The organism is Photobacterium sanctipauli, assembly GCF_003026495.1.
GTDB lineage: Bacteria > Pseudomonadota > Gammaproteobacteria > Enterobacterales > Vibrionaceae > Photobacterium > Photobacterium sanctipauli.
This window is the reverse complement of record NZ_PYMA01000001.1, coordinates 589,310-614,387: the sequence shown is the minus strand read 5'-3', so window position 1 is coordinate 614,387 and position 25,078 is coordinate 589,310. Positions and strand designations below refer to the sequence as shown.

The window sequence follows — 25,078 nt, the reverse complement described above, 5'->3', positions numbered from 1 at the left end:
TAGCAAGGCTAAACACAGCTGTTAATTCTTATCGATTGTTGCTGAAATGTAAATACTGCATTCTGCTCACTATTAAATACAAAAATAACAAGTATCGAATTCCAGTCAGGATAGAGGCAAAGCGGAGAAAGCGGATGGAAGTGATTGTATTGGGTAGCGGCGTGGTTGGGCTAACGTCGGCATGGTATCTCAAGCAGGCCGGCCACGATGTCACCGTGGTTGAGCGTCAGCCACGAAGCGCTGAGGAAACCAGTTTTGCCAACGCAGGGCAAATTTCTTACGGCTATTCTTCCCCGTGGGCGGCACCGGGTATTCCATTAAAAGCGATGAAATGGTTAACGCAAAAGCATGCGCCGTTGAAGATCAAGCCATCGGCCTCCCCCGAGCTTTATGCATGGGCCACAAAAATGTTGGCCAATTGCACCAACGACAGGTACCAAGTTAACAAGGCGAGAATGCTCAGGATCGCCAACTATAGCCGCGAGTGTTTGGCTGACTTGCGCCAACAACAACCACTGAATTACGAAGGCCGCCAACAAGGCACGCTGCAAGTGTTTCGGACCGAAGCGCAACTTGAGGCCGTTGCCAAAGATATTGAAGTGCTGGCTGCGAGCGGTACCCGCTATGAGCAGCTGGATGTGGCGGGCTGTATTGCTGCCGAGCCAGCCCTTGCCAGAGTAAAAGAGAAGCTAGTGGGCGGATTACGCTTGCCGGATGATGAAACCGGCGATTGCTATTTGTTCTGCCAGCAGTTGACCCAGCTGGCCGAGCAAGCGGGTGTTCGCTTCCTATTTGATACGTCAGTCGAGCAGTTAAACTACCAAGGTAACACGCTGGCTTCGGTGAAAACGAACAAGGGTGAGTTACGCGCGGATGCCTATGTCGTTGCAATGGGAAGTTATACACCTCAGTTACTGTCCCAAGTTGGGATCCAGTTGCCTATCTATCCTGTTAAGGGCTACTCGCTTACCATGCCCGTTGCCGATGCTGCCGCAGCGCCGGTGTCTACCGTGATGGATGAGACCTATAAGGTGGCAATGACACGCTTCGACGATAGGATCAGGGTAGCGGGCACCGCTGAGCTGGCTGGTTTTGACTTTAGCTTGGCTAAAAAGCGTAAGGAAACCATTTCAATGGTGATCCGCGATTTGTTCCCTGAAGGCGGTAAGGTTGAGCTGGCAGAATATTGGACTGGCTTGCGGCCAATGACCCCGGACGGTACCCCCATTGTGGGCAAAACCCCGATCCGTAACCTGTTCACCAACACAGGGCATGGCACTTTGGGTTGGACCATGGCTTGCGGCTCGGCCAAGTTGCTTGCCGATGTGGTGAGCGAGCAGGCGACCGACATCGACCCGAGTGGTTTGGACGTCTATCGCTATGCCAGTTAAGGAAAAAATTGCGCATAGGGCAGCGTAATCTCTGGCTTGTAGTAAAATTGAATTACAGCTGTCAAATCGAAATGTCAGGAGGCCGTGATGGTGCGGGTCTTTTACATTAGCGATGACTTAGACGACCTAGAGCTGGTGGAATATGAGCTGGAGTTAAGTGGTATTTCAGCTCCGCAAATCCACGTGCTCACCGATAAGGATGCCGAGGTTGCCAGCCATCATCACCTACATCCGGTGAAATCGTTCATGCGCAATGATGTGATCCATTCAACCGAAATAGGCGCGGTTATTGGCATCGTGGTTGCGGCATTGGTACTGTTTTTTGCCTATGCCTCGGGGGTAACAGATACCGTCGGGTGGTTGCCCTTCATCATGCTGGCCATCATCATGATGGGCTTTATTACCTGGGAAGGCGGGTTGTTTGGTTTCCAGGAGCTTCATTACCAGTTCCGGCGCTTCAAGCAAGTGCTCAAGTCTGGCCGCCATGTGCTAATGGTGGACGTCGAGCCTGAGCAAGAGATCACCCTTGCCAATGTGGTGCTAGCCCATGAAAAGCTCAAACCTGCTGGGACGGGTAAGTCGCCTCCCCGTTGGTTGGTTGCATTTCAAAACCGTTGGGAAAAGGCGATGCATACTTTGCCTTGATGGTTAACGATCCATATATTCCCTTGTTTAGAAAGCCCTTTTCAAAAAGGGCTTTTTTCTGCTTGAATTTTTCTGACGTCAGTGTGATTCTATAATGCTGCGTTGATTTTACCGCACTAATTGCCAAGCAATTCTCACTTTATTAAAAGGTAAAATATGAAATTCCCAACTTCGCTGCCAAGCACCCACCAAGCTCTACTTGAGAAGATCATTGCGATGGTCTCGTCTGACGAACGATTTGTCGGTCTTTCTGCGGCAGGCTCTTATGCCTCAAACACCATGGATGATTACAGCGATCTGGATTTGGTTGTTGCGGTCGACCCTGCGGCCTTTGATGATGTCATGGCATCAAGAAGTACGATCGTCAATCAAATCGATGGATTGGTTGCGCACTTTACCGGCGAGCATGTTGGCGAGCCCCGTTTGGTGATAGCCCTGTATGAAGGGGCGGTGATTGTGCATGTTGATTTTAAGTTTGTGTCTTTGCCAGATGCGGCTCAGCGAGTGGATGACCCGGTTGTACTATGGCAAAGAGGCAGTTGCTTGTCTGATGTATTGGCGCAGTCTGAGTCGCAATACCCGCAGCCAAACCCGCAATGGATTGAAGATCGTTTTTGGGTTTGGGTGCATTATGCCGCCACCAAAATCGCCCGTGGCGAGTACTTTGAAACCTTAGAGTTTATTTCGTTCTTGCGCCAGAACGCACTATCGCCATTGGCTTTGGCGCAGGCGGGAGAAACACCTGAGGGGGTACGCAAGATTGAGCACCTGATCCCTGACTTTGCCCAAAAGCTGGAGGCGACAATTGCCACCAACAATGCTGAGTCGTTGGGTGAGGCGGTCTACCGTTGTGTCGATATTTACCGTGAACTACGTGCCAACATCGAAGGCGTGGAGTGCAACCATACCGCTGAAAAGCTATCGCTGGCTTACCTTAAACAAATCCTCAGCTAGTGCCTCTCAGCTAGTAACCTTCATCTAGTATCCTTAGAGCGCCAGCTAAACGCTGGCGCTCTAATTTCCTTTTCAATTCTATCCGTCTCTTTGCTATATCTCGCTTTCTCTTGCTTTAGCCTGAGTCAGCAGAGCTAAAGAAAACCTCCCTGAGCTGGAAAATATAATCTGCTTCACTTGCCATTAAGGCGACCAAAACCAGCAATACCAAAGGCGGCAAGAAGATGGTGTAAACCAAGGCCAGTCGTTCCCATTTCATGTGCATGAAGACGGCGGCGATGAGCCCGGCTTTGAGTGCCATGAAAATCAGGATCAGGCTCCATCTCAGTAGCCCTTCAAGATGATAGTAATCCACCAGGTATGACAGCGTACTAAGCACAAAGAGCAAGACCCAGATCTTGAGATACAGACTGATAGGGTGCTGCTGCGGTTTTGCTTTTAGGGTTGCTTGCTTAGGGGATGAACTTGTGGAATAAGCCATGAGAACACCTTCCTACCAGAGATAGAAAAACGCGAATATAAACACCCAGACCAAATCGACGAAGTGCCAATAGAGTCCGGCAATTTCAACATTTTCGTAGCTGCCGCTGCGATCGTAAGTGCCTTTGAGTACCTTGTAGGCAATGATGAGCAAGTACAACACACCGACGCTGACATGCAGGCCGTGGAAGCCGGTGATCATGAAAAAGCTCGCGCCAAACTGCGCCGCCCCGGTTTCGTTGCCCCATGGTCGGAAGCCGTCTTCAATGAGCTTGCTCCACTCAAAAGCCTGCATGCCGACGAAGCTTAGCCCGAACAAGGCGGTGAGTATGATAAAGAACGCGGTCAGCCCCCGCCGGCGCTGGTAACCAAAATTGACGGCCATTGCCATGGTGCCGCTACTGGTGATCAAAATGAAAGTCATGATGGCAATGAGTACCAATGGAATGGATTGGCCAGCGATGGTTAAGGCAAACACTTCTGTTGGCAGTGGCCAAGGCTCGGTGGTTGTCATGCGCACCGACATGTAGCCAACCAGAAAGCAGCCAAACACGAAAATATCACTGAGCAGGAATAGCCACATCATTGCCTTGTTTGATGACACATTGAAAACGGCCTTGTCACCGGCATAATCGTTGACGACCGACGGCCAACCAGTGGCTGGCGGCGGTTGATAGGATTGGGATGAACGGGATGATAAATTTGCCATAAGCCATACCTTCTAGGTCATGTGCTTGTCCTTGTTGGTTTTAGATCAGTGTGAGTCGATAAAATGGTGTTAAGTAAACCTCAATAATCCAAGTAAAAAGAGCCAGACGAATAACAGAAAATGCCAATACCGGCTGCATAACCGCAAGGCGGGATAGAGCGTATTTTGATTACCGCGCCAAGCATTGATAACCACCCAGCCCAATGCTATGAGTCCACCAACCACATGTACGCCATGTAGCCCGGTAAGCAGATAAAAGAAGCTGTTGGCAGGGTTGCTGCCGACGCCCTTGTTGAGTGCATAGAGGTATTCCCATGCCCACAACTGGGTGGCAATGAACGCGAGAGTGAAAAAAACGGTTAGGCGCAACAATGCCTTGCTGGCTGCCAGTGAAGGCAGCAGGGCAGATTTTTTGTAGCACAAGTGCATGGTCACGCAGCTCATGACCAGCAGGGCGGTGCTGATACTTAACTGCCATGGCTCATTGAGCGGTTGCCAGTCAGGCAGCGACATCCGTATTCGGTAAGCCACGGTAAATAAGAAAAACAGCATGGTGATCACCGCCAGTAAGAGCCACACGCCGGTTGAGGCCGGGGTTGTGGTTGCCGGCGGCAGGTGCCGAGCATTGGGATCGGTTGTCAGGGTCGAATACGCCTGCTGATGGGATGGTTTGCTCATGACCGCTCCTTATCGGCTTTCACTGTTGGGTCGCTGCCCCCGCCGCTCCCCGAATCGCCCGATGCATTGGGCTTATTATCGGATGCAGCATCAGGCGATGGGCTAGGCGGTACATTTTGCGGGATATAATCTGTGTCATGGCCAGGGACGCTAAAGTCGTAGGCCCAGCGGTACACCACGGGAAGCTCTTCCCCCCAATTGCCGTGCTTGGGCGGGGTATCCGGTGTTTGCCATTCCAGTGAGGTGGCTTTCCAAGGATTGCCGTCGGCAACTTTGCCCCGTTTCCAGCTCCAAAATAGGTTGAACAGGAACAGCAGCTGCGCGGCGCCAACGATCAGCGCGGCGATGGTAATAAAGGCATTGAGGCTCTGCGCCGATTCGGGAATGAAGCTGTAATCGTCATAGGCGTAGTAGCGCCTTGGCATGCCGAGAACCCCGAGGTAGTGCATCGGAAAGTAAATAGCGTAAGTGCCCAAGAAAGTGACCCAGAAGTGGATATGCCCCATGGCTTGGTTCATCATGCGTCCGGTAATTTTAGGGTACCAATGGTAGATCCCGCCGAAGATCACCAATATAGGCGAAACGCCCATCACCATATGGAAATGGGCCACTACGAAATAGGTGTCGGAGAGCGGAATATCGACAACCACATTGCCGAGGAATAAGCCGGTTAGCCCGCCGATGATAAAACTACTCATAAAGGCGATAGCGAAAAGCATCGGCAGACTGAGGTGAATATCGCCGCGCCATAGCGTGAATAGCCAATTATAAACTTTGATTGCCGTCGGGACGGCAATGACCAAGGTCGTTGTGGCAAAGAAGAAGCCAAAGTACGGATTCATGCCGCTGACATACATATGGTGCGCCCAGACGATGAAGCTGAGGGCGGCAATCCCGATAATCGCCCATACCATCATCTTGTAGCCGAAGATATTCTTGCGAGCATGGATACTGATGAGATCAGACACAATCCCGAAGGCGGGCAGGGCGACAATATAGACTTCGGGGTGACCGAAGAACCAAAACAAGTGCTGGAACAATATCGGGCTACCACCACCGTAATCGGCCTGCTGCCCCATCGAAATGATGGCGGGCATAAAGAAACTGGAGCCGAGCAATTTATCAAACAGCATCATGATGGCGCTAACCAATAAGGCCGGGAAGGCGAGCAGCGCCATGGCCGAGGCGGTGAAAATCCCCCATACGGTGAGCGGCATTCGGAGCAAGGTCATTCCCCGGGTACGTGCCTGCAAAACGGTGGTGACATAGTTCAAACCACCCATGGTGGCCGCGACAATAAAGACAGCCAGTGAGATCAGCATTAACACAATGCCCCAGTCGGTGCCGGGGGTGCCGGGTAAGATGGCCTGTGGCGGGTATAAGGTCCAGCCGGCGCCGGTAGGGCCGCCGGCAACAAAGAAGCTCGCAATTAAGATCAGCGAGGCGAGAAGGTAAAACCAAAAACTCAGCATATTTAAGAACGGGAACACCATATCCCGCGCGCCGACCATCAAGGGAATAAGGTAGTTGCCAAAGCCGCCAAGGAACAAGGCGGTGAGCAGGTAGACCACCATGATCATGCCGTGCAGGGTCATAGACTGGTAGTAAGTGTTCACGTCAATAAAATCGAATTGACCGGGGAAGCCGATTTGCAGCCGTATGATCCAAGACAGCACCAAGGCAATCAGCCCCATAAAGATAGCTGTTAGCGAGTATTGAATCGCGATCACTTTATGGTCTTGGCTCCAAATATATTTGGTCCAAATCGATTCTGCTTTGCTTTTTCTGGCATACGGGCTGGTATCAAACATTATTTATTTTCCCCGCTGTCATCAGGTTGTTCGCCGGCTTGGTTCTGATCTGGATGGGAAACCGCCTTGATGTAGGCGATGATTGCCTCGACTTCTTGGTCGTTGAATTGGTAAACCGGCATGATGGCCGGATAGCCTTTTACCACTTCGGCATTGGCGTTAAGAATGGCAACTTTCAGGTATTCGTCATCGACAAGCTTTTCAGTATCATCAGACATGATTTCGGTTTTGCCATAGAGCCCGAGCCAAGTCGGACCCACGCCCGGTTTACCATCAAGACTGTGGCAGGCAATGCAGCCATTCACTTCAGATAGGGTCTTACCCAAGCTCACCAAATCCATTGAGCCTGCTTCTTGCGGCTGCTGGGTTTGGGCAAATGTGGGCTGGGTGGCCAGCCAGCGACCAAACGCCGCGTCATCCTCGACCACCACCCGTCCTCGCATATTGAAATGGCCTATACCGCATAGCTCGGCACAGAGAATATCGAAGGTGCCACGTTGGGTTGGGGTGAACCAGAAATAGGTCACCGAGCCCGGCACCATGTCCATCTTGGCGCGAAACTGGGGCACGTTGAAATCATGCAGTACGTCTTTGGAGCGAAGCAGCACCTTCAAAGGGGTGTAGAGCGGCAAGTGCAGTTCTGGGCTTAAAATGATTTTATCGTCTTGGGAGGCCGGGTCTTCTGGGTCGAGGCCCAGCGGGTTGGTGCTGCTGATAAAACGAACATGGCTTTGGCCTAGCTGGTTATCTTCGCCTGGGAAGCGGTAGCTCCACTTCCATTGCTCGCCAACCACCTCGAAGACTTTGGCATCTTCCGGGACGGCAACAAATTTGCCGTATACCACCAGTCCGGGAGCGAGCAAGCCAATGATGGCAACGGTGGTCAGCCCGATCAGCCACGCCTCAAGCTTTTTGTTGTCGGGCTGGTATACGGATTTTCGGCCCTTCTTGTGGCGGTAGCGGATCACGAACCAAGCGATCATCACGTTGATCACCACAAAGAATGCACCAGTTATCACTAGGGTGAGGGTAAAGGCGTCGTCAATTTCACCCCAATTGGACGCGGCAGGGGTTAACCACCACGGGCTGAGGAAGTGGAAAGCAATGGATCCAATAACGATGACTATCAGGGCTATGGCGATTGCCATACGTTCGCGCCTTATTGTTGTTTTGGTCGCTTCCGTGATAGGTGCATATAGCCGAGTTACTTGAAGTCACTGGGCTATATTGGTTCAAATTGTTCCCAAAGCACCTGTATTCGAACAGGTAATCTGGCGATCTGGGCCGCTTCGCTTGTTGTTAATCACGTTAAATAGCTTAGTGGAGGATTGCCTTGCCCGCGAGTCTCGTCAGCTTTTTCTATGTTGTAAGTCTGCAAAAGTGCTTTCTTTCACTAAGGTTATATATACCAAAGTCGCTATACCCAAGTAACCCAAGTAGCTTGGGTATCAGCAAGACTAAATCAACCGGAGGTGCTTTGGCTGGGGCAAGCTTACTGACATTACTCGACGATATCGCTACCGTGCTGGATGATGTTGCCGTGATGAGCAAGGTGGCCGCGCGCAAAACCGCCGGGGTGCTGGGCGATGATTTGGCGCTGAATGCCCAACAGGTGTCAGGCGTGCGGGCTGAGCGTGAAATCCCCGTTGTATGGGCGGTGGCGAAAGGCTCGTTTCGCAATAAGTTGATCCTTGTGCCGGCGGCACTGCTGATCAGTGCTATCGCGCCTTGGCTAATTACCCCCCTGTTGTTGCTTGGCGGCCTCTTTCTTTGCTATGAGGGATTCGAAAAGGTCGTCGATAAGCTGCTGCATCCACCTAAGCTGGAAGAATCCCATGTGCTTGAGGAAATGGATGCCGTCGAAGACTTGGTCGAATTTGAGCGGATCAAAATAAAGGGAGCGATAAGGACTGACTTCATCTTATCCGCCGAAATCATTGTTATCGCGTTGGGAACCGTGCAGTCGGCACCCATGCTGACCCAAGTGCTGGTGGTAAGTGTGATCGCCTTGCTGATGACAATCGGGGTATACGGTTTGGTGGCTGGCATCGTGAAGCTGGATGATCTTGGCTTGTACTTGGTTCGCAATAGCATTGCGGAATCCCCAAAGCGCACCATTGGCAATGGCTTGATAAAATCTGCTCCCTATTTAATGAAAACCCTCGCGGTGGTCGGCACCATTGCCATGTTCTTGGTTGGCGGCGGTATTGTGGTGCACAGTATTCCCCACTCCCACATCATGATAGAGCACTTTGTGATCAGGCTATCGATGATACCGGGTAGCTTGATGCTATTACCGGCAGTGATCAACGCCGCTGTTGGCCTCGCGTGCGGCGCAATCGTGCTTATTGCCGTTAGTGCTTTTAAACGAATAAAAGCCTGGGTTAGCTAGCAGTTAGCAGTTAGCAGTTAGCGAGTTCTCCCCCTTTTCAAGGGGGAGTTAGAGGGGGTTGTACAGACCGGGCCATTAACGTTGGGTTTTTTGGCTGTCGCTCAAACTAGAAACAACTTGAGCAACTCTTCCCCTTGTTGCTGGTTGATGTAGCTCGGCACCGGGTAGGTGCCATGGGCCTCAGCTAATGCGCGTTGGGTAAGCAACGGTATATCGCTGACTATCAGCTCTGGGAATGCCTTCGGAATATTGAGTTGCTGGTTGAGTTCATCGACCGCGTCGATAAATTGCTGGCCATCTTCCAACCCCACAATGCGCGCCAGTTGGGCAAAACGCTTTTTGCTGGACGGGTATAGCAGTTCGAGAACCCGTGGCAGTAATACGGCATTCGCTAACCCGTGGGGGATATGGTACATCCCACCCAGCTGGTGGGCGAAGGCATGGACGTATCCCACATAAGCTCGGGTGAAAGCACAACCTGCCTCGTAAGAAGCCATGGCCATTCTTTCACGAGCTTCAATATTTTCGCCGTTCTGATAAGCGGTGGGCAAATAGGCAAAAATGGCTTCGATGGCTTGAACCGCGAATTTATTAGTGAGCGGATTTTGATAGGTGCCGATATAGGCTTCAATGGCATGGGTCAGCGCATCCATACCGGTTGCGGCGGTGATATGGGGTGGTAAGCCTGTCATTAGGCTTGGATCTATCAGCGCATAATCCGGGATCAAATTCGGATCGACGATGGCAAACTTTTGTTTGGCAGAGGGATCAGAAATGACCGCAGCAACGGTGGCCTCAGAGCCTGTACCCGCGGTGGTGGGAATGGCCATAAACAGCGGCAGTTTTTTGCGTACTTTGAGCTTGCCCGCCAACTTACGGACAGGACGATTAGTCACGATTTTTGCACCAATAGCCTTGGCACAATCAATCGGGGAGCCGCCACCAATGGCAATAATGGCATCGCAGCTGTGCTGGTGGAAGAGGTCAGCACCAATGGCGACTGCCGCTATGGTCGGGTTGGGCTTGACTTCGTCATAAATGAAATAATCTATCTTTGACTGGCTGAGCGATGCACACAATGTTTCGGTCATCGGCATCGAGCCAATGATAGCATCGGTGACGATCAGTACCTTGGTTGCCCCGGCCGCAGCCATCAGCTCACCAGCTTTTAATAGCGTGTCTGACCCGACTTCCAGTTGAGGGAAGCCAATGGAGATGAGCTTATTCAGATGCTTGTTAACACCAACCATGGTTTTGTACAGCAGCATATGTCACTTCCCTTTAATGTGCTTTTTGAGGGGGCGATAAAGTAAAGCCAACCCCAAAATTGCGAGTGCCTGAACCCATATTAATCGGTCGAATTAGGCGGATCTATCTAAACCGGTTATTGAGCAAGGCATGCCACTATAGCCATACCACACAGCCTCATCACTAATAACTATCCCGCAAATGGTAAACCCGCAACGTACTGGCAATGGCCTCCTTGCTTTCATTGCCAATATAGCGAACGCGTTTTACTTTTCCTGTGATGTCTGAAGGTAATAGGGTAAAGCTGGAATCATCAAAGCGGCCTGTCCCCTCTATTTCTAAGTGGACAAACAGCGCCGGATGCCCGCAATCCAATTCGATATAGACTCCTTGCTCATCACTGCCTATTTCAGTATGGATGGTTGTGTTTGGTAGGTTCATTTGCTTAAACAGGACAGGGAAATAGTCGTTTTCAATGATCGCATCATCACATTGCAATTCGACATGGTAAAAGGTGTTACGGCTTTCTTCGACAGTGTCATTGAGGCAAGTTTGCCAAGCCACCATGGCTTGGTCGGCGGCTAATGCGCTGTTGAAAGGCCATTGTTGGATAACGTTGCCATCCCAGCCGACTTTCAAAATACGGCCTTCGATGCGTTTTTCCCGGTGCTGATCGTTGATGAGGTGCAGGCTCAATTGGCCGTCTTGCGCGATGAAGGTGGCCAGTTGAGGGGCAAAGAAGCGTTTGGCATGGTAGTGGAGTTGCTTCCAGCGACCATTGTATTCGATGCTCGACCAAGAGCTGACCGGCCAGCAGTCGTTGAGTTGCCAATATAAAATGCCACGACAGTGCGCTTTGTGTGCCCGCCAATATTCGCTGGCGGTTTTAATGGCTAGCGCTTGTTGAACCTGGCTGAGGTAAAGCATATTGTCGAAGCTGCTCGGAAAGCGGAAGTAGCGGGTAAACATTTCGGTGATGATGCTATTGCCACGGCCGTTTTTCTGGTGTTGTTCGAAGGTTGGCGAGGTGACATTCCACTCGTCGGGCTTGGCAAAGGTCTTGACTGTCGGTAGCGAAGGCCATGATTGGTAACCAAACTCGGAGCAGAACCGGGGCTTGACGCTGTGGTAGGCATCGAATGATTTACCCGAGTGCCATACATCCCAAAAGTGCATGTCCCCTTTGTTATCGTTATGCCATGCATCGCCGAAATCCAGCTCGCCATTGCAAGGGGAGCTGGCCCAAAAGCGGCGGCTAGGATCTTCTCGCTTAACGACTTGCGCCAAGGTGCGGTTGAGCCGGTCGTAATTCACCACATAGCGCTCGCGGTTCGCGCGGGATTCTGGGTACCAGCCTATGGCACCAATCACTTCATTGTCGCCGCACCATAAAGCGATTGAGGGGTGGTCGTTCAAGCGCTGGACTTGATCGCATACTTCGGCTTCGACATCGGCCAAAAATTCGGGTGTCGAAGGGTAAAGGGCACAGGCAAACATTAAATCTTGCCAGACCAGCAAGCCCAGCTTGTCACAGAGCTCATAGAAAATATCTTGCTCGTACATGCCACCGCCCCAAACGCGGAGCATGTTCATGTTGGCGGCCACCGCGTTTTCCAGCAACTGGCGGTACCGCTCTGGGGTATGGGATGAAGGCAGGGCATCGAGTGGGATCCAATTAGCACCTTTTGCCATGATAGCCTTGCCATTCACCTTGAAGGTCATGGCGCTCCCTATGGCGTCGGTTTGGGTGTCGAGTTCAAGCTCGCGCAAGCCAATTTGCTTGCTGACTGCTTGGCTATGGCTAATTGTTTGGCTATGGCCGATTGCGCCATAAAGCTGAACATCTAATGAGTACAGCGCTTGCTCGCCATAGCCTGCTGGCCACCAACGCCTCGGTTGGGCGATGGCAATGGAATGCCGGTATTGGCGAGAGCCAATATCACTGATAGGCAGCGGCAGGTTATAGGCATTCCCGTCGAAGGTAATGGCAAGCGTGGTTGGTGAGTTGGTCGTGGTTAGCTGCTCAAAATCAACAATAACATCAAGCTGGCAACTGCCATCGCTTTGCCAATGTTGCTCTGTGCGAACTTGGCTAAGGCGCACTTGCTCAACCTTGGTTAATGATATCGACTGGTAGATACCACTGACCAGCAAGCAGATCCCCCAATCCCATCCTGCATGACATTGGGTTTTACGTAGGGTGTTCATGTGCGGAATTTGGTTGTTGCCTACCGCCCAAGGTACGGGGAATGGCAAGCGTTCAGCTCGCTTTGCCGCTTCCAGGTCATTTCGGTGCAGGGTGATTTCGATGGTGTTCTCACCCCCTTGCAGATAGGGTAATACATTCGCTTGGTATTGGCGGAACATATTGCTGCAATGCAGCACGACATTGCCATTGATGGCGATTGTCGCCATGGTATCGACAAACGCCAGCTTGAGATCGACCGCTTGCCCGTTTAGAAAATCGTCCTCAACCACGAAAGAGCGCGAAAGCGTCCACTCGCTTTCGCCCACCCACTGTACCTCATTTTCATTGCAACCGAAGTAGGGTGGAGGGAGTTGTTCTGCTGCGATGAGCGCAGAATGGACATCGCCGGGAATAGGGCAAGCAACAGCAATGGCGGGGTGTTGTGAGGAGCTAAGTTGCCAATTACCGTCGAGTAACAATGTAGACATGGACGACCTCAAGATAAGTGCAGATAATTTAAGGGATAAATCGACTGGCAATAGCATATTGGCATGCGGGTAACAAAAACCTGATCGCAACGACAAACTCATAAAATACTGCATGGTTATTGGCCGGTTTGTGTGTTGAGGGAGCAACTGGCTTATTGGTGTGTACAATTCATCGCCAGTTGAGTCTGGTAGGGGTTTACAGCTTGTCGGGAAGCCCGTATTATTCGCCGCACTTACGGAGAGATGGCTGAGTGGTTGAAAGCACCGGTCTTGAAAACCGGCATACGTTTGTAGCGTATCTAGGGTTCAAATCCCTATCTCTCCGCCACATTTAGAAAGCCTCGTCGAATGACGAGGCTTTCGTCGTTTTACGGGGTAATAAATAGGGATTTGAAAATCCCCCTATACCAAACCAGCTCCGCCATATTCAAAGAAGCCCAGCAGAAATGCTGGGCTTCTTTACGTCGGAATCTAGGGTTCAGCCGAGCGAAGCGAGACAACGTTGCTAGCCGAAGGCGCTTTAAAGCAACGGCCCGCAGGGCGAAGTAAATCCGCAATCCCCTCGAATCCCTCCGCTTTGCTCTGTGTAGCTATAATAATGAAGCATCATGCGCGTAATTATCGAAGGTGATGAACTATGGCTACAGATTTTGATGCGATGCTTCCCGAGCTAGCTGAATTTTCCATACCTGATGTCCCTTTCAAAGTCATTGACCCCACTGGCCTGCCTGAAGATACCCGGATAGCATTCAGTGAGTTCCTGACAGGTTCAACCCTGCCGCAAGCATTCTGCGTTTATAGCCATGACTATTCGCAGTTTTGTAAGAAGGTAAGAAGTGGCGAGATCAAGATTGGGTAGTGTGCTGGGTGTGGCTGCATAGAAGAAAAAGGCCGCGTTTGCGGCCTTTATTATCAATATAGGTCAATTACATAGGTCAATTACCAAGTGTATTTGATGCCCACGCGGTAGCGGTTTTGGCGCTCGTCTGTGGTGTTGTTAACCTTCACGTTACCGAACTCGATGAATGGGCGCCATAGGTCGCCGTTTTCTGCCTTGTAGGCGTACAGTAGACGGAAGTTGTGCAGGTAGTCAGTTTTGCCGTTGTCGAACAAGTCCTGACCGTTGCTTTCCATCTCGCGCCAAATGTTGAACTCGTATTGGAAGTCCCACTTACCGGTGTTGTAGCCTAGCCAAGTATCGAACTGCTGGATTTTAGAGTGGTAGCTGTCGCCGTTCACACCAGTTTGGCCGTAATCCCATAGTTTCCACTTGTATCGACCTTGAATACGGAAGCCGTTGTCGAACGCATAGTTCAAACGGGCGTAAGGTACATACACAATACCCGCATCGGTGAAGTCGACAGATGAACCAAGTAGGTAAACGGTGTTGTCGTTTAGTTTGTCGTAGTAGAAGGCAGATAGCTCTGAGCCGCCCATGGTCATTGAGTCGAATGCACCGTCGTCATTTGAGTAGCGTGCATCAAGCTCGAAACCAATGTTCTTGCCTGTGTCTAGGAATACTTTTACGCGATCACCGTGCTTTTTAGACTCATCGGTATACTGGTGACGGTACTCAATTGTTGTTTTGTAGTCGTTGGCGACAGCGTGAGAAGCAGTTGCTAATAAAATAGAAGCAGCAACAAATTTGATTGTCGTTTTCATAATAACCTTTCTAATTGTGTATAGGACTGTGTAAAAAATTAGGTGTAAGCATTAGCGGCACTGGCGGGCACTTCCGTTGGTCGCCATGGGTCGCCGGTATGCTCAAGCCAAGGAAGCAGTTCTTCCTCAACTAGCTGTTGAATAAGGGTTTCGTTTTGTTCCGCGATGTTTTCCATCTGGTACGGATCGTTGACGTTATCGTGAAGGACGAAGGTCAGCGGCTTGCCGACTTTTCGGTCGATCATCAAGGTGTAACGGTCGGTTCTTACCCCACGGCGGCCGTAGGACTGACCGCCATAGGGCATGAAGGTGTAAATTTGCGAGGTGGGTTTTTCATCGCCCTCTATACCAGAGACAGTATTGGCATAGTTGAACCCTTCAACGGTATCGGGAATTTGATCTGCCATTCCCATCAAGCCAAATATCGTTGGGTAAATATCCGGTGCTGAAAATAGCAAGTCATCAGTGCGTGGTGACAGTTTGCCCGGCCAACGGAAAATCATAGGAATACGCATCGATTCCTCGTAATGCACATTTTTGGTTGGGTTACCGTTTGAGCCCATGCAACAGCCATGATCGGAGAAAAAGACCACTAAGGTATCTTCTTCAAGATCTAACCGAGCAAGTTCATCAAGGATGCGCCCGAATTGCTCATCAACACCATTGACCATCGCCATATATTCTTTGAAGTACTTCGGACCGTAGCCGTCGAGGTAGTCTTTTTCCCAATCCACATTCGGGCGGGTATTTAGGCTTTCAGATGTCTCGTCCTGATAGCGATCCAAGTACTTTTGCGGAACCTGATCGTACGGCGAATGGGGTGGGTTCATTGAAATAACCAGCGTAAATGGCTGGTCGCTATCGCGGTAGCTACCCCCTTCGTTGCGCAGGTACTTGATGGCAATATCTGCCTCGTGCTCTGGGCTCCACTGGTCGATCACCAAAGGCTTATCCCTTGGTGTGTCGTTGGTCCAATAGATTGGCTTCATGTGCAAATCATAGGTGCCGTAGGCATACCAGAAGTCAAAACCGTGCCGGCGATCAGGGGCCGTCCAATCATTCCAATAGCGGCCTTCCATTGGGTTGTTATAGCTGGGTACGAACGGCGCTTCTGGCGTATCAAGGTGCCATTTGCCGATGTAGCCCATGCTATAGCCGTTGCGCTTAAGGATGTCTGACCAAGTGACAGTGTTCTTTTTCAGCTCAATGCCAAAGTCTTTGCCACCAAAATTGCCTGCCATCGCGGTATGGCTATTGCCTTGAATGCCGTTGCGGTAAGGGTATTGACCCGTCATTAGCATGCCGCGAAACGGGGTGCACAGAGGAAAGTTTGAAACGGCCTGACGAAGAAAAACCCCTTGCTTAGCAAAGCGGTTGATGTTGGGGGTATCAGAAGGGTCTTGCTTCATAAAGCCCAAAGACTGGGTACGCATTTCATCGGGAAAAACGATAAGCAGGTTTGGCTTCTTCAGCGGCTGGGTGGCTGTTTCTTGCTCTGTTGATGCCGTTTGAAGCGAGCTGCACCCCGTTGTTGCTGCAGTGGCAGCGACAGCACTGGTTGCCGCCATCCCTTTCAATAAATTACGTCTTGTAATGGACATTTCAGACTCCAAGCTAGCAACGACTATCAGAAGAAAACCGAAAGTCATTGGTTGTCATTTTGTTGTGTTTTGTTGTTTGTGGGCTTTTTGTTTCTACGTGTTGTTGCGAATCGTAAGTTATCGAAAGTTGTATGGCTGTGTATTTGATCACAAAAAATAAAACGAAAGAAAAATAGCGAGGATAGCGAAAGTAAAAAAAGGCTTAGAAGGGAAAACAAAGGTGATGACAGTGGAGTATTTACGGCTTTCTGTTTGGCTTTCACCCTTTCGAAGGGTAATATAGGTGCCAATGCGTAAGGTTACGCAAGTAAAACGCAATAATGCGAAAGATTGTGAAAGAGATCAAAAGTTTTAAATTCCCGCATTGTTGCTTTCGTTTTTAGGTGTAAGCTGTATTCGAAATCAAGCGAAAGAGATTTTGCTGGTTTCGTAAGGAGACAAATAAAGTGAAAAGTGCTGTCGAAAGGCGCATGGAAATCGTAAACGTGGTTAACCGAGAAGGTAAAGCCCGTGTCGAAGACCTTGCTGCACAGTTTGATGTCTCAAGTGTCACTATTCGTAGCGACCTGAGTTTTTTGGAAAAGAATGGTTATGTTGTGCGTTCGCACGGTGCGGCCATACCTAACACTGGGGTAATAGCTGAGTTAACTGTCCAAGAGAAACGTCGCCAAAATGCGGGCATTAAATCGTTGATTGGACAAGCTGCAGCCAAGCTAATTGAAAATGGTGACACAGTTATTCTGGATTCGGGTACTACAACGCGAGAAATCGCAACCAGCGTTAAGTCACTGGAAGATGTAGTAGTAATGACCAACGGTCTGGATGTTGCAATGGAGCTGGCATCAGCACCTGGTGTTGAGGTATTGATGTCAGGCGGTGTGCTTCGTAAGAATGCACTGTCTTTCTCTGGCTCGCAAGCCGAAAGTAGCTTGAAAAACTATCGTTTCGATAAGGTTTTTCTTGGCGTTGATGGTTTTGATTTGCGAGCAGGTATCACCACGCACAATGAGCAGGAAGCAAGTTTGAACCGCTTAATGTGCGAAATTTCTGAGCAAGTGATTGCGGTCGCTGACTCGAGCAAGTTTGGTAAGCGTAGCTGCCACATGATTCGAGAGTTCGGAAATATTGATATCCTGGTAACAGATTCTGATATTCCTGAAGATTACCTACAGGGTCTTCGCGAAATGAAAGTTGACGTTATCATCGTAGAAAAAGACAGTTAAGCACTAACTCCATAGCAACATATCAGATGTTGATTGTGGAGTTAGTCAATGAACACCCTTCTTAATCTCGTTCAGCGCCATAAGGCGGGCGAACAAACTGGTATTTACTCAGTTTGCTCGGCACACCCTCTGGTGATTGAAGCTGCGCTGATGCAAGCGTTGAGCGATGATTCTTTATTATTAATCGAAGCTACCTCCAATCAGGTTGATCAGTTTGGCGGTTACACAGGAATGACTCCTGCTGATTTCCGCGACTTCGTATTAAACAAGGCTGAAAGCCTACAATTTCCTACCGAAAAGCTCATTTTAGGTGGCGACCATCTCGGCCCTAACCGTTGGCAAGCGCTACCCGCTGAAGAAGCGATGGCAAAAGCCGATGATCTCATCGCCGCTTATGTTGCCGCTGGATTTAAGAAGATCCACTTAGATTGCAGCATGTCTTGCCAAGGCGAACCTGTGCCTCTTTCTGACGAAGTGGTGGCAGCGCGAGCAGCACGCTTGGCAGTGATTGCAGAAAAGACGGCAGTAGCGTGTTTTGGCGCCAGTGACATTACCTATGTGATTGGTACCGAGGTGCCAGTACCGGGCGGTGCAGCTGAAGAGCTGGATGAACTGGAAGTGACTGCGCCAGCTGCTGCGCGCAAAACCATAGATTGCCACCGTGATGCGTTTGAGAAAGCGGGTGTGGTTAGCTGTTGGGAGCGTGTCATTGGCCTGGTTGTTCAGCCAGGCGTTGAGTTCGATCACACCGGCGTTATTGATTACCGCCCTGAAAAAGCGCAAGCACTTAGTCGCGTAGTCGATGATTACCCGCACCTTATTTTTGAAGCGCACTCAACGGATTACCAAACCGACAAAGCATACAACGCGTTGGTTAGAGACCACTTTGCCATCTTGAAAGTGGGACCAGCTTTAACATTTGCGATGCGTGAAGCCTTATTCAACTTGTGTGAAATTGAAGAGCAAATCACACCGAAAGCACATTGTTCGAACCTGCGTGAAATGATCGAGCAGACCATGTGCCAGGCACCAGAGTATTGGAACAAATACTACCACGGCGATGAGTCGCAGCAGCGCTTTGCACGCAGCTACAGCTTCAGTGACCGTATTCGTTACTACTGGCCAAACCAACAAATTAACCAGGCCCAAGACAAGCTCTTTGGCAACCTTTCACGCTCGGGTATCCCATTACCGTTACTTAGCCAATATCTGCCAGAGCAGTTCCACGCTGTTCGAGAGGGCATGGTTGAGTCTGCCCCTGAGGCACTCGTGCTAGACAAAATTCGTCAGGTTCTTCGTAGCTATGCGAAGGCTTGCAAACTAAATAAGGCTTAAGAGGAAAAGTATGAACCATTATCTGGGTTACTCAGAGCAAGAGCTAGAAAGCCTTAAAGGTTTCTGGACTGCAAAAGAGATTGAGCAGCAGCCAAACTGCTGGCTAAAGACCAATGCCATTTTAACCGAGTGTGACGCTGCAATTCGTGAGTTTTTGGCACCAGTGCTGGCACAGCCGGACTTGCGCATCATTATGACTGGCGCAGGCACATCAGCGTTTGCTGGCCGAGCACTGGCTCCGCTGCTTTCTGAAAAAATTGAGCGTCGTGTTGAAGCGATTGCCACCACAGATATCGTATCGAACCCGACTCAGTACTTTGCTGAAGATGTTCCAACACTGTTGGTATCGTTCGCCCGCTCAGGTAACAGTCCTGAAAGTGTTGCATCCGTTGAGCTAGGCAATCAACACTTAACAAATTGTTACCATTTGGTGCTGACCTGTAATGCTGATGGCCAGCTATATAAAAACAGCCTGAATGACGAGAAGTCACTGTCCGTATTACTGCCAAAAGAGACTAATGATCAATCATTTGCGATGACATCGAGCTTTTCTTCGATGATGTTATCAGCCCTTTCGATTTTGGGTGAAAAGATCGATTACACGAAAGCAATTGAAAATATTAGCCACTGTTCTGAGGCTGTGATCAAGGAATTCAATGTAAAAATAAGTGATATTGCATCTCATGATTTTGAAAGAGTGATTTATCTTGGTAGTGGTGGTTTGCAAGGGCTTGCTCAGGAGTCCGCATTGAAGCTTCTTGAGCTGACAGCTGGCAAGGTAGTGGCGACATTTGATTCACCTCTTGGCTTTCGCCACGGACCAAAATCAATCGTTGATCCTAAAACTCTGATTGTCGTTTTCATTTCTAATGATCCGCATACTCGTAAATACGATCTTGATTTACTTGCAGAGCTTCGCCGCGACAATATTGCCGGCCAAGTGATTGCGGTAACAGCACAGCTTGATGAGCGCGTTACAGATGGCCACTATTGGCACGTGCCGATGATGGATAAGGCCACTGACGCGGAATTGCTCTTCCCATACATTATCTTTGCCCAGATTTACTCATTCCATCGTGCTTTAGCTCTGGGTAACACTCCTGATAACCCATGTCCGACCGGTGAGGTAAACCGTGTTGTACAAGGCGTGAGTATCTATTACTCATATGATTATTTAAACAATAAGTAGAACAGGTAAACAATTATGACTGCACCTAACATTGTCTGGACTCGTATCGATGAACGTTTACTTCATGGTCAAATCCGTATCACCTGGGGTAAGCACACTGAAGCTAACTTGATTTTGGTTGCTAACGATGAAGCCGCGGAAGGACCAAATGCGGCCTTCATGCAAGCGGGCATGAAAGCCTCTGCGGGCGGTGAGTACGCGGTTCGTTTCTTCTCTATCCAGAAGACAATCGACGTGATCCACAAAGCATCACCAAAGCAGCAAATCTTCGTTTTGTGTAACAACCCAACTGACGTTGCCCGCCTAGTTGAAGGTGGTGTGCCAATTACTCACTGTAATGTTGGCAACATGCACTTCCACGAAGGTAAAAAGCAAATCGCGAAAACCGTATCGGTGGATGACAAAGATATCCAAGCTTTTGAAGCCATGGTTGCTCGCGGTGTGACTTGTACTATCCAGAACACACCAGATCAAGCACCAGTTAATGTGCTGGAGCTGGCGAAAGAGTCTGCTTAATTTTTAATCCTGATTCCCTACAAACAGAGATTTAAACAAGGAATAAATCATGTTTTTTGAAGCTACGCTGGTCGCAATATGGGCGTTCTTCTGTGGTATCGATAAATACGATGTCGCGTTGAACATCCACCGCCCGCTGATCACCGGTCCCGTTGTTGGCCTGATCATGGGTGATATGCAAATTGGTCTGATTGCAGGTGCAACCCTTGAACTTGCATGGTTGGGCCTAGTGCCTAACGCGGGTGCTCAGCCGCCTGATGTGACACTGGGTACCATTGCTGCTGTTGCCTTTGCGGTAATGACGGGTCAATCAGCAGAAGTTGCAATGGGTGTGGGTATGCCGATTGCAGTACTAATGCAAATGCTTGTGATTGGTTTCTTTGCCCTGACTGCATTCACCATGGGTAAAGCGGACCGCTTTGCAGAGCGAGGAGATTCCGACGGTATCGACAGACTACTGATAACCACTATCTCGCTCCGTGCACTTTTATATTCTGTTGTTGCTTTCGTTACCGTTTACTTCGGTGAGCATGCCGCAAGCTGGATTGATGAAAATGCACCGAAGGTTCTACTGGAAGGCCTAGGTATTGGTGCTCGTATGGTACCGGCGATTGGTTTTGCAATGCTGCTTAAGATCATGTGGTCGAAAGAAGTGGCGGGTGTGTTCTTTATTGGCTTTGTAATGACAACGTACTTGCACCTACCAGTTATGGCTGTCGCAGTACTGGGTGCGTCAGCTGCGGCACTGTACTACTTCTTCAGCGGCAACAATGGCAACGGAAATGGCAATAACCAAGTAGAGGAATTTGAAGATGGCATCTGATATCACTGCGGGCAAGCTGGCCGACAAAAAAGCTGACGAGCATGAAAACCTAGTTGATGGTATTGATTCATACGAAGATACCGAAGTTCGCAAGGTTATTACCAAAAAGGATCTATGGTTGTGTTCCATCCGTGGCCTGTTCATGGAAGGTAACTTTAACTTCGAACGTATGCAGGCGGGTGGTTTTGCTTACTCCATCATCCCTGCGCTGAAAAAGATCCACGGCAACAACAAGCGAGATTTCGCTAAGTCATTGAAAAACCACCTACAGTTCTTCAATGCGAGTCCGAAGCTGTTTACTTTCTTGCTAGGTACTGCCATTGCAATGGAAGAAAACAAAGAGAAGCCTTCAACTGTCAACGTAATGAAAGTTGCCGGTATGGGCCCGACAGGTGGTATCGGTGATGCCATCGACCACATGACCCTGATGCCACTAACCTTGGCACTGGGTGCATCGATTGCGATTGAAGGCTCAATTGCTGGTCCGTTCGTGTTCTTTGCTCTGTACCAAGTTGTGCACTTCTTTGTTTACTTCGCACTGATGTTCATGGGTTACAAAGCGGGTACCGCGGCAATGGTTAACCTCAGTGATGCCACTGAGCGCCTGGCCAAAGCGGCGAATATCATGGGTATCTTCGTAATCGGTGCACTCTCGGCCACCTTTATACGGGTGCAAACGACGGCATCCATTGAGCTCGGGGGTAAAACGGTCGAACTGCAAGAGGCGCTGTTCGACAAGATCATGCCCAACCTGCTACCGCTGTGTTTAGTGTTCTTCATGTTCAAGATGGTGAAAGGCACAGGCTTCTGGGCTAAACCGCCGGTGTTGATTTTCGCAACGTTGGCTGGCGGTGTTATCGGACATGCTTTAGGCATCCTGTAACAAGCGCACTCGAGACATATAGAAATAAGTAACAATAAGGGGCATTTCATGCCCCTTCGCAAGGATTTTCAAATGATTGGTATTGTAGTTTCAGGTCACATCAACTTCGCAACGGGCATGGGCTCGGCAGTAAAAGCCATTGCTGGCGATCAAGACCAACTTGAGTTCATTGATTTTGTAGAGTCAATGTCGACGGATGAACTGGAAGTTGAACTGCGTCAGGCCGCTAAGCGTGTCGATAGCGGTGAAGGCGTGTTGTTCCTGACCGATATTCCAGGTGGTTCACCGTGCAACCGTGCGCTAGCTATCATGATGGACACCGAGAATGTCGAGCTGATTGCTGGTGTTAACTTACCGATGATTGCCAACGCAGCGTTTGAGCGTGATGGCGCAGAGTTAAAAGAATTAGTTGAGACGCTGCTGGAAATTGGCGGCTCATGCATGCAAGACATGCGCAAAGAATTAGAAAACGTGATGGCACCTACGCCAGAACTTGAGTGTGAAGACGGACTATAATTATGCGCTATGCCTTGCTTGCTGATCAGGTTTTTACCCCGGAAGGGATTGAAACAGACACCGCTGTCGTGATTTCAGATGGAAAAATTGAATCATTAACGACCACGCTCCCAACGGATTGCGATGTTATCCGCCTTCCTGGGCAGTCTTTGATGCCGGGGTTCATTGATATCCATATTCATGGCCGCCATGGTGCTGATGTGATGGATGCAACAGATGAAGCACTTCAGACCATTAGCAAGGCATTACCCCAAACAGGTGTGGTTGGCTGGGTAGGAACAACCGTTACCGCCCCGTGGGACGATATCTTACAGGCACTCAAGCACGTAAATTCTTATGTCCAGCAACCACAGGGATGTGGGGCTGAATTGCTTGGTAGCTTTCTTGAAGGCCCTTACTTTACAGAACCTCACCGCGGCTCCCACCCTCCTGCATACTTGAAAGCGCCGACCTTGGATGAATTGCACCAACTGCGTGAAGCTGGTGGCTCATCGCTCATTCGTGCTGCAGTCGCGCCAGAAGCGGAAGGGGCGATGGAGGCAATTAGTTGGCTAAAAGCACACCATATCAAAACCTCCGTAGCTCATACCGATGCGACATTTGAGCAAGTGACCGAGGCCCATCAGCGAGGTGCTGACTGTGGTGTTCATTTGTTCAATGGCATGCGTGGCCTGCATCATCGTGAGCCAGGTTGCTGCGGTGCTGTTCTCTATCATGACATGTTGGCCGAGCTTATCGCAGACGGTGTGCATGTGAACCCAGTCATGATGCAATTGGCTTACCGCATGAAAGGCTATCAAGGCATTGCCCTTATCACAGACTGTATGCGGGCTGGTGGACTTGACGATGGTGAGTACCAACTTGGTGCCCAGACCATTACGGTGGCCAACGGTGAGGCTCGCAGTCCTTGCGGCTCATTGGCCGGCAGTACCTGTAGCTTGGATCAAGCTGTTCGCAATATGGTATTTGAGACCCAAGTGCCAGCCTGGGAAGCGGTGCAAATGGCTTCGTTGGTACCGGCAAGATACCTTGGTATCGAAAAGCGCCTTGGTAGTATCAGCCCAGAGAAAGAAGCCAGCCTGACTATCATGAACAGTGCATTAGAGGTGCAAGGCACATTAATTAGAGGCGAGTGGGCATATCGCAGCCCAGAGTTCGCCTAGCTGGCTGACTAAAAACGGTTGGCTTACGCTCGAATTAGGAATAAAAAATGACTTTAGGAACAACATCTTTAGGCACTAAGCAGCAAGCCCTTGATGCAATGAAGCGTGTGTATCGTTATCAGGCTGCAAACCAAACCCGCAGTGTGGTACGCCGCAGCGGTAAGATCCGTTTTATTAAAGATACCGACTGGGAACGCGGTGTATTTTGGTCTTGTGTGTCGGCTGCTTGGAAGGCGACAGAAGACAAGGAATACCTTGATGGCGTGATGAACTACACCCTTCATACCGGCTTTAGAACGGGCGCATTTCCACGTTTTGCTGATGACCATGTTTGTGCCCAAGCTTATTTGGATGTTTACCCGGAAATCAATACCCCGGAAGCGCTGGAATCGACCATTAACGCGTTTGATATCATGCTTGATGATCCGAAACCTGGGCACCGAGACTGGTGGTGGGTTGATTCATTGTTCATGGCGCCGCCTGCGTTTGTAGCATTGTCAAAGGTGACAGGTGAGTCTAAGTATGTTGAATACATGCATACGGCGTTCTGGGATTCAGTTGATCATCTCTATGATCCGGATACCAAGCTGTTTTATCGTGATTACCGTTACATGCCGACAGAAGTGGGTCAAAAATACCGCAATGAGTTCGGTGACGGCGGGGAAGAGCTTCGTGAAGCCAATGGCGAGAAAGTATTCTGGTCACGTGGTATTGGCTGGATGTTGGCAGCTATTCCACGACTGATGGCGCATTTCCCTGATGGATTTGACCAGCAGCAACCATACTTAGACCTGTTCACAAACTTGGCAGAGGAAGTGATCAAGTACCAGCAGGCTGATGGCTTCTGGCGAACCAGCTTGCTGGATCCTGAAAACTTCCCGGCACCAGAAAGCAGTGCGACGGCACTCTTTTGTTACGGCTTAGCTTGGGGGATCAATACCGGCCACCTTGACCGCGACACTTATCTGCCAGTCGTTGAAAAAGCATGGCAAGCGCTACAAGGCTGTATTCATGACAACGGCATGATTGGTTGGGTCCAGTTGCCGGCATTCAATCCTAGGGATGTGAAGTTTGAGCATAATATCGATTATGGTGCAGGTGCCTTTATGCTTGCGGCCACAGAAATTGCCAAGCTAGCTGACTAAACTTAAGCCTAAGGGCTGATAGAAGAACAATGATTAAC

The 25,078-nt window shown here is 49.8% G+C and carries 23 protein-coding genes and 1 tRNA gene; 15 read left to right on the top strand and 9 right to left on the bottom strand.

Going from position 1 to position 25,078, the window contains the following annotated elements:
* The first annotated feature begins 134 nt into the window (after positions 1–134).
* The 3 genes from C9I98_RS02645 (at position 135) to C9I98_RS02635 (ending at position 2,990) form a co-directional block, all read left to right on the top strand.
* Entirely contained in the window at positions 135–1,391 is a 1,257-nt protein-coding gene (locus C9I98_RS02645; protein WP_036819347.1) for a D-amino acid dehydrogenase, read from the top strand.
* Positions 1,392–1,478: 87 nt separating this feature from the next.
* Positions 1,479–2,036 carry a hypothetical protein gene (locus C9I98_RS02640; protein ID WP_036819350.1) on the top strand — a complete coding sequence of 186 codons (558 nt, stop codon included), beginning with the start codon at positions 1,479–1,481 and terminating at the stop codon, positions 2,034–2,036.
* 156 nt (positions 2,037–2,192) lie between these two features.
* Positions 2,193–2,990 (top strand): aminoglycoside 6-adenylyltransferase, encoded by a 798-nt coding sequence (locus C9I98_RS02635; protein WP_036819351.1) that lies wholly within the window; start codon positions 2,193–2,195, stop codon positions 2,988–2,990.
* A gap of 115 nt (positions 2,991–3,105) precedes the next feature.
* Here the strand turns inward: C9I98_RS02635 and C9I98_RS02630 are convergent, their stop codons facing one another.
* The 5 genes from C9I98_RS02630 to C9I98_RS02610 form a co-directional block, all read right to left on the bottom strand.
* On the bottom strand, positions 3,106–3,471 hold the full coding sequence (locus C9I98_RS02630) for a cytochrome C oxidase subunit IV family protein (protein WP_051902033.1): 366 nt from the start codon (positions 3,469–3,471) through the stop codon (positions 3,106–3,108).
* Positions 3,472–3,483: 12 nt separating this feature from the next.
* The gene (locus tag C9I98_RS02625; RefSeq protein WP_036819353.1) at positions 3,484–4,179 is read right to left on the bottom strand and encodes a heme-copper oxidase subunit III family protein; all 696 of its coding nucleotides are present in this window, start codon (positions 4,177–4,179) and stop codon (positions 3,484–3,486) included.
* Between the two features lie 69 nt (positions 4,180–4,248).
* Complete coding sequence (locus C9I98_RS02620; RefSeq protein WP_107271537.1) at positions 4,249–4,857, bottom strand: cytochrome c oxidase subunit 3; 609 nt, start codon at positions 4,855–4,857, stop codon at positions 4,249–4,251.
* On the bottom strand, positions 4,854–6,668 hold the full coding sequence (gene ctaD, locus C9I98_RS02615; protein WP_107271536.1) for a cytochrome c oxidase subunit I: 1,815 nt from the start codon (positions 6,666–6,668) through the stop codon (positions 4,854–4,856). The genes C9I98_RS02620 and ctaD overlap by 4 nt, the downstream gene beginning before the upstream one ends.
* Positions 6,668–7,816, bottom strand: coding sequence for a cytochrome c oxidase subunit II (locus C9I98_RS02610; RefSeq protein WP_036822020.1), 1,149 nt, complete (start codon positions 7,814–7,816; stop codon positions 6,668–6,670). The genes ctaD and C9I98_RS02610 overlap by 1 nt, the downstream gene beginning before the upstream one ends.
* A 329-nt stretch (positions 7,817–8,145) precedes the next feature.
* On the opposite strand from C9I98_RS02610, the gene C9I98_RS02605 reads away from it, so the two are divergent.
* Positions 8,146–9,060, top strand: a complete 915-nt coding sequence (locus tag C9I98_RS02605) for a DUF808 domain-containing protein (protein ID WP_107271535.1) — start codon at positions 8,146–8,148, stop codon at positions 9,058–9,060.
* Between the two features lie 101 nt (positions 9,061–9,161).
* Here the strand turns inward: C9I98_RS02605 and C9I98_RS02600 are convergent, their stop codons facing one another.
* Both C9I98_RS02600 and C9I98_RS02595 read right to left on the bottom strand, forming a co-directional pair.
* Complete coding sequence (locus C9I98_RS02600; protein WP_211318296.1) at positions 9,162–10,328, bottom strand: iron-containing alcohol dehydrogenase; 1,167 nt, start codon at positions 10,326–10,328, stop codon at positions 9,162–9,164.
* Between the two features lie 163 nt (positions 10,329–10,491).
* Entirely contained in the window at positions 10,492–12,984 is a 2,493-nt protein-coding gene (locus C9I98_RS02595; RefSeq protein WP_107271534.1) for a beta-mannosidase, read from the bottom strand.
* Positions 12,985–13,221: 237 nt separating this feature from the next.
* Here C9I98_RS02595 and C9I98_RS02590 point away from each other — a divergent pair.
* Both C9I98_RS02590 and C9I98_RS02585 read left to right on the top strand, forming a co-directional pair.
* A tRNA-Ser gene (locus C9I98_RS02590) sits at positions 13,222–13,312 on the top strand.
* Positions 13,313–13,621: 309 nt separating this feature from the next.
* On the top strand, positions 13,622–13,843 hold the full coding sequence (locus tag C9I98_RS02585; RefSeq protein WP_036827659.1) for a hypothetical protein: 222 nt from the start codon (positions 13,622–13,624) through the stop codon (positions 13,841–13,843).
* 80 nt (positions 13,844–13,923) lie between these two features.
* Here the strand turns inward: C9I98_RS02585 and C9I98_RS02580 are convergent, their stop codons facing one another.
* Both C9I98_RS02580 and C9I98_RS02575 read right to left on the bottom strand, forming a co-directional pair.
* Positions 13,924–14,646, bottom strand: a complete 723-nt coding sequence (locus C9I98_RS02580; protein ID WP_036827656.1) for an oligogalacturonate-specific porin KdgM family protein — start codon at positions 14,644–14,646, stop codon at positions 13,924–13,926.
* 38 nt (positions 14,647–14,684) lie between these two features.
* Positions 14,685–16,247, bottom strand: a complete 1,563-nt coding sequence (locus C9I98_RS02575; protein WP_036827653.1) for a sulfatase family protein — start codon at positions 16,245–16,247, stop codon at positions 14,685–14,687.
* A gap of 446 nt (positions 16,248–16,693) precedes the next feature.
* Between C9I98_RS02575 and agaR the strand changes: the two genes are divergently transcribed.
* From agaR to C9I98_RS02530, 9 genes are all read left to right on the top strand, one after another.
* On the top strand, positions 16,694–17,470 hold the full coding sequence (agaR, locus tag C9I98_RS02570) for a transcriptional repressor AgaR (RefSeq protein ID WP_036827650.1): 777 nt from the start codon (positions 16,694–16,696) through the stop codon (positions 17,468–17,470).
* 48 nt (positions 17,471–17,518) lie between these two features.
* Positions 17,519–18,805, top strand: coding sequence for a tagatose-bisphosphate aldolase subunit KbaZ (kbaZ, locus tag C9I98_RS02565; RefSeq protein ID WP_036827647.1), 1,287 nt, complete (start codon positions 17,519–17,521; stop codon positions 18,803–18,805).
* A 10-nt stretch (positions 18,806–18,815) separates the two neighbouring features.
* A complete protein-coding gene (locus tag C9I98_RS02560; RefSeq protein ID WP_107271533.1) occupies positions 18,816–19,994 on the top strand; it encodes an SIS domain-containing protein in 1,179 nt (392 codons plus the stop codon).
* Between the two features lie 15 nt (positions 19,995–20,009).
* The gene (gene agaV, locus C9I98_RS02555) at positions 20,010–20,510 is read left to right on the top strand and encodes a PTS N-acetylgalactosamine transporter subunit IIB (RefSeq protein ID WP_036827783.1); all 501 of its coding nucleotides are present in this window, start codon (positions 20,010–20,012) and stop codon (positions 20,508–20,510) included.
* A gap of 49 nt (positions 20,511–20,559) precedes the next feature.
* On the top strand, positions 20,560–21,333 hold the full coding sequence (gene agaW / locus C9I98_RS02550; RefSeq protein ID WP_036827780.1) for a PTS N-acetylgalactosamine transporter subunit IIC: 774 nt from the start codon (positions 20,560–20,562) through the stop codon (positions 21,331–21,333).
* Complete coding sequence (locus tag C9I98_RS02545; protein WP_036827777.1) at positions 21,323–22,216, top strand: PTS system mannose/fructose/sorbose family transporter subunit IID; 894 nt, start codon at positions 21,323–21,325, stop codon at positions 22,214–22,216. Before agaW ends, C9I98_RS02545 begins: the two co-directional genes overlap by 11 nt.
* Positions 22,217–22,288: 72 nt before the next feature.
* On the top strand, positions 22,289–22,732 hold the full coding sequence (gene agaF, locus C9I98_RS02540; protein WP_036827775.1) for a PTS galactosamine/N-acetylgalactosamine transporter subunit IIA: 444 nt from the start codon (positions 22,289–22,291) through the stop codon (positions 22,730–22,732).
* Between the two features lie 2 nt (positions 22,733–22,734).
* Positions 22,735–23,895: an N-acetylglucosamine-6-phosphate deacetylase gene (gene nagA / locus C9I98_RS02535; protein WP_036827773.1), complete on the top strand. Its 1,161-nt coding sequence runs from the start codon at positions 22,735–22,737 to the stop codon at positions 23,893–23,895.
* Positions 23,896–23,942: 47 nt separating this feature from the next.
* Positions 23,943–25,040 (top strand): glycoside hydrolase family 88/105 protein, encoded by a 1,098-nt coding sequence (locus C9I98_RS02530; RefSeq protein ID WP_036827770.1) that lies wholly within the window; start codon positions 23,943–23,945, stop codon positions 25,038–25,040.
* Positions 25,041–25,078: the final 38 nt, after the last annotated feature.

Excerpts from the sequence above, each read along its gene's own strand:
- C9I98_RS02585 (WP_036827659.1), top strand. The coding sequence starts at position 13,622 with ATGGCTACAGATTTTGATGCGATGCTTCCCGAGCTAGCTGAATTTTCC.
- ctaD (WP_107271536.1), bottom strand. The coding sequence starts at position 6,668 with ATGTTTGATACCAGCCCGTATGCCAGAAAAAGCAAAGCAGAATCGATT.
- C9I98_RS02620 (WP_107271537.1), bottom strand. The coding sequence starts at position 4,857 with ATGAGCAAACCATCCCATCAGCAGGCGTATTCGACCCTGACAACCGAT.
- C9I98_RS02610 (WP_036822020.1), bottom strand. The coding sequence starts at position 7,816 with ATGGCAATCGCCATAGCCCTGATAGTCATCGTTATTGGATCCATTGCT.
- C9I98_RS02640 (WP_036819350.1), top strand. The coding sequence starts at position 1,479 with ATGGTGCGGGTCTTTTACATTAGCGATGACTTAGACGACCTAGAGCTG.
- agaV (WP_036827783.1), top strand. The coding sequence starts at position 20,010 with ATGACTGCACCTAACATTGTCTGGACTCGTATCGATGAACGTTTACTT.
- C9I98_RS02600 (WP_211318296.1), bottom strand. The coding sequence starts at position 10,328 with ATGCTGCTGTACAAAACCATGGTTGGTGTTAACAAGCATCTGAATAAG.
- agaF (WP_036827775.1), top strand. The coding sequence starts at position 22,289 with ATGATTGGTATTGTAGTTTCAGGTCACATCAACTTCGCAACGGGCATG.
- kbaZ (WP_036827647.1), top strand. The coding sequence starts at position 17,519 with ATGAACACCCTTCTTAATCTCGTTCAGCGCCATAAGGCGGGCGAACAA.
- C9I98_RS02530 (WP_036827770.1), top strand. The coding sequence starts at position 23,943 with ATGACTTTAGGAACAACATCTTTAGGCACTAAGCAGCAAGCCCTTGAT.
- nagA (WP_036827773.1), top strand. The coding sequence starts at position 22,735 with ATGCGCTATGCCTTGCTTGCTGATCAGGTTTTTACCCCGGAAGGGATT.
- C9I98_RS02630 (WP_051902033.1), bottom strand. The coding sequence starts at position 3,471 with ATGGCTTATTCCACAAGTTCATCCCCTAAGCAAGCAACCCTAAAAGCA.
- C9I98_RS02560 (WP_107271533.1), top strand. The coding sequence starts at position 18,816 with ATGAACCATTATCTGGGTTACTCAGAGCAAGAGCTAGAAAGCCTTAAA.
- C9I98_RS02595 (WP_107271534.1), bottom strand. The coding sequence starts at position 12,984 with ATGTCTACATTGTTACTCGACGGTAATTGGCAACTTAGCTCCTCACAA.
- C9I98_RS02635 (WP_036819351.1), top strand. The coding sequence starts at position 2,193 with ATGAAATTCCCAACTTCGCTGCCAAGCACCCACCAAGCTCTACTTGAG.
- C9I98_RS02545 (WP_036827777.1), top strand. The coding sequence starts at position 21,323 with ATGGCATCTGATATCACTGCGGGCAAGCTGGCCGACAAAAAAGCTGAC.
- C9I98_RS02580 (WP_036827656.1), bottom strand. The coding sequence starts at position 14,646 with ATGAAAACGACAATCAAATTTGTTGCTGCTTCTATTTTATTAGCAACT.
- C9I98_RS02575 (WP_036827653.1), bottom strand. The coding sequence starts at position 16,247 with ATGTCCATTACAAGACGTAATTTATTGAAAGGGATGGCGGCAACCAGT.
- agaW (WP_036827780.1), top strand. The coding sequence starts at position 20,560 with ATGTTTTTTGAAGCTACGCTGGTCGCAATATGGGCGTTCTTCTGTGGT.
- C9I98_RS02625 (WP_036819353.1), bottom strand. The coding sequence starts at position 4,179 with ATGGCAAATTTATCATCCCGTTCATCCCAATCCTATCAACCGCCGCCA.
- C9I98_RS02645 (WP_036819347.1), top strand. The coding sequence starts at position 135 with ATGGAAGTGATTGTATTGGGTAGCGGCGTGGTTGGGCTAACGTCGGCA.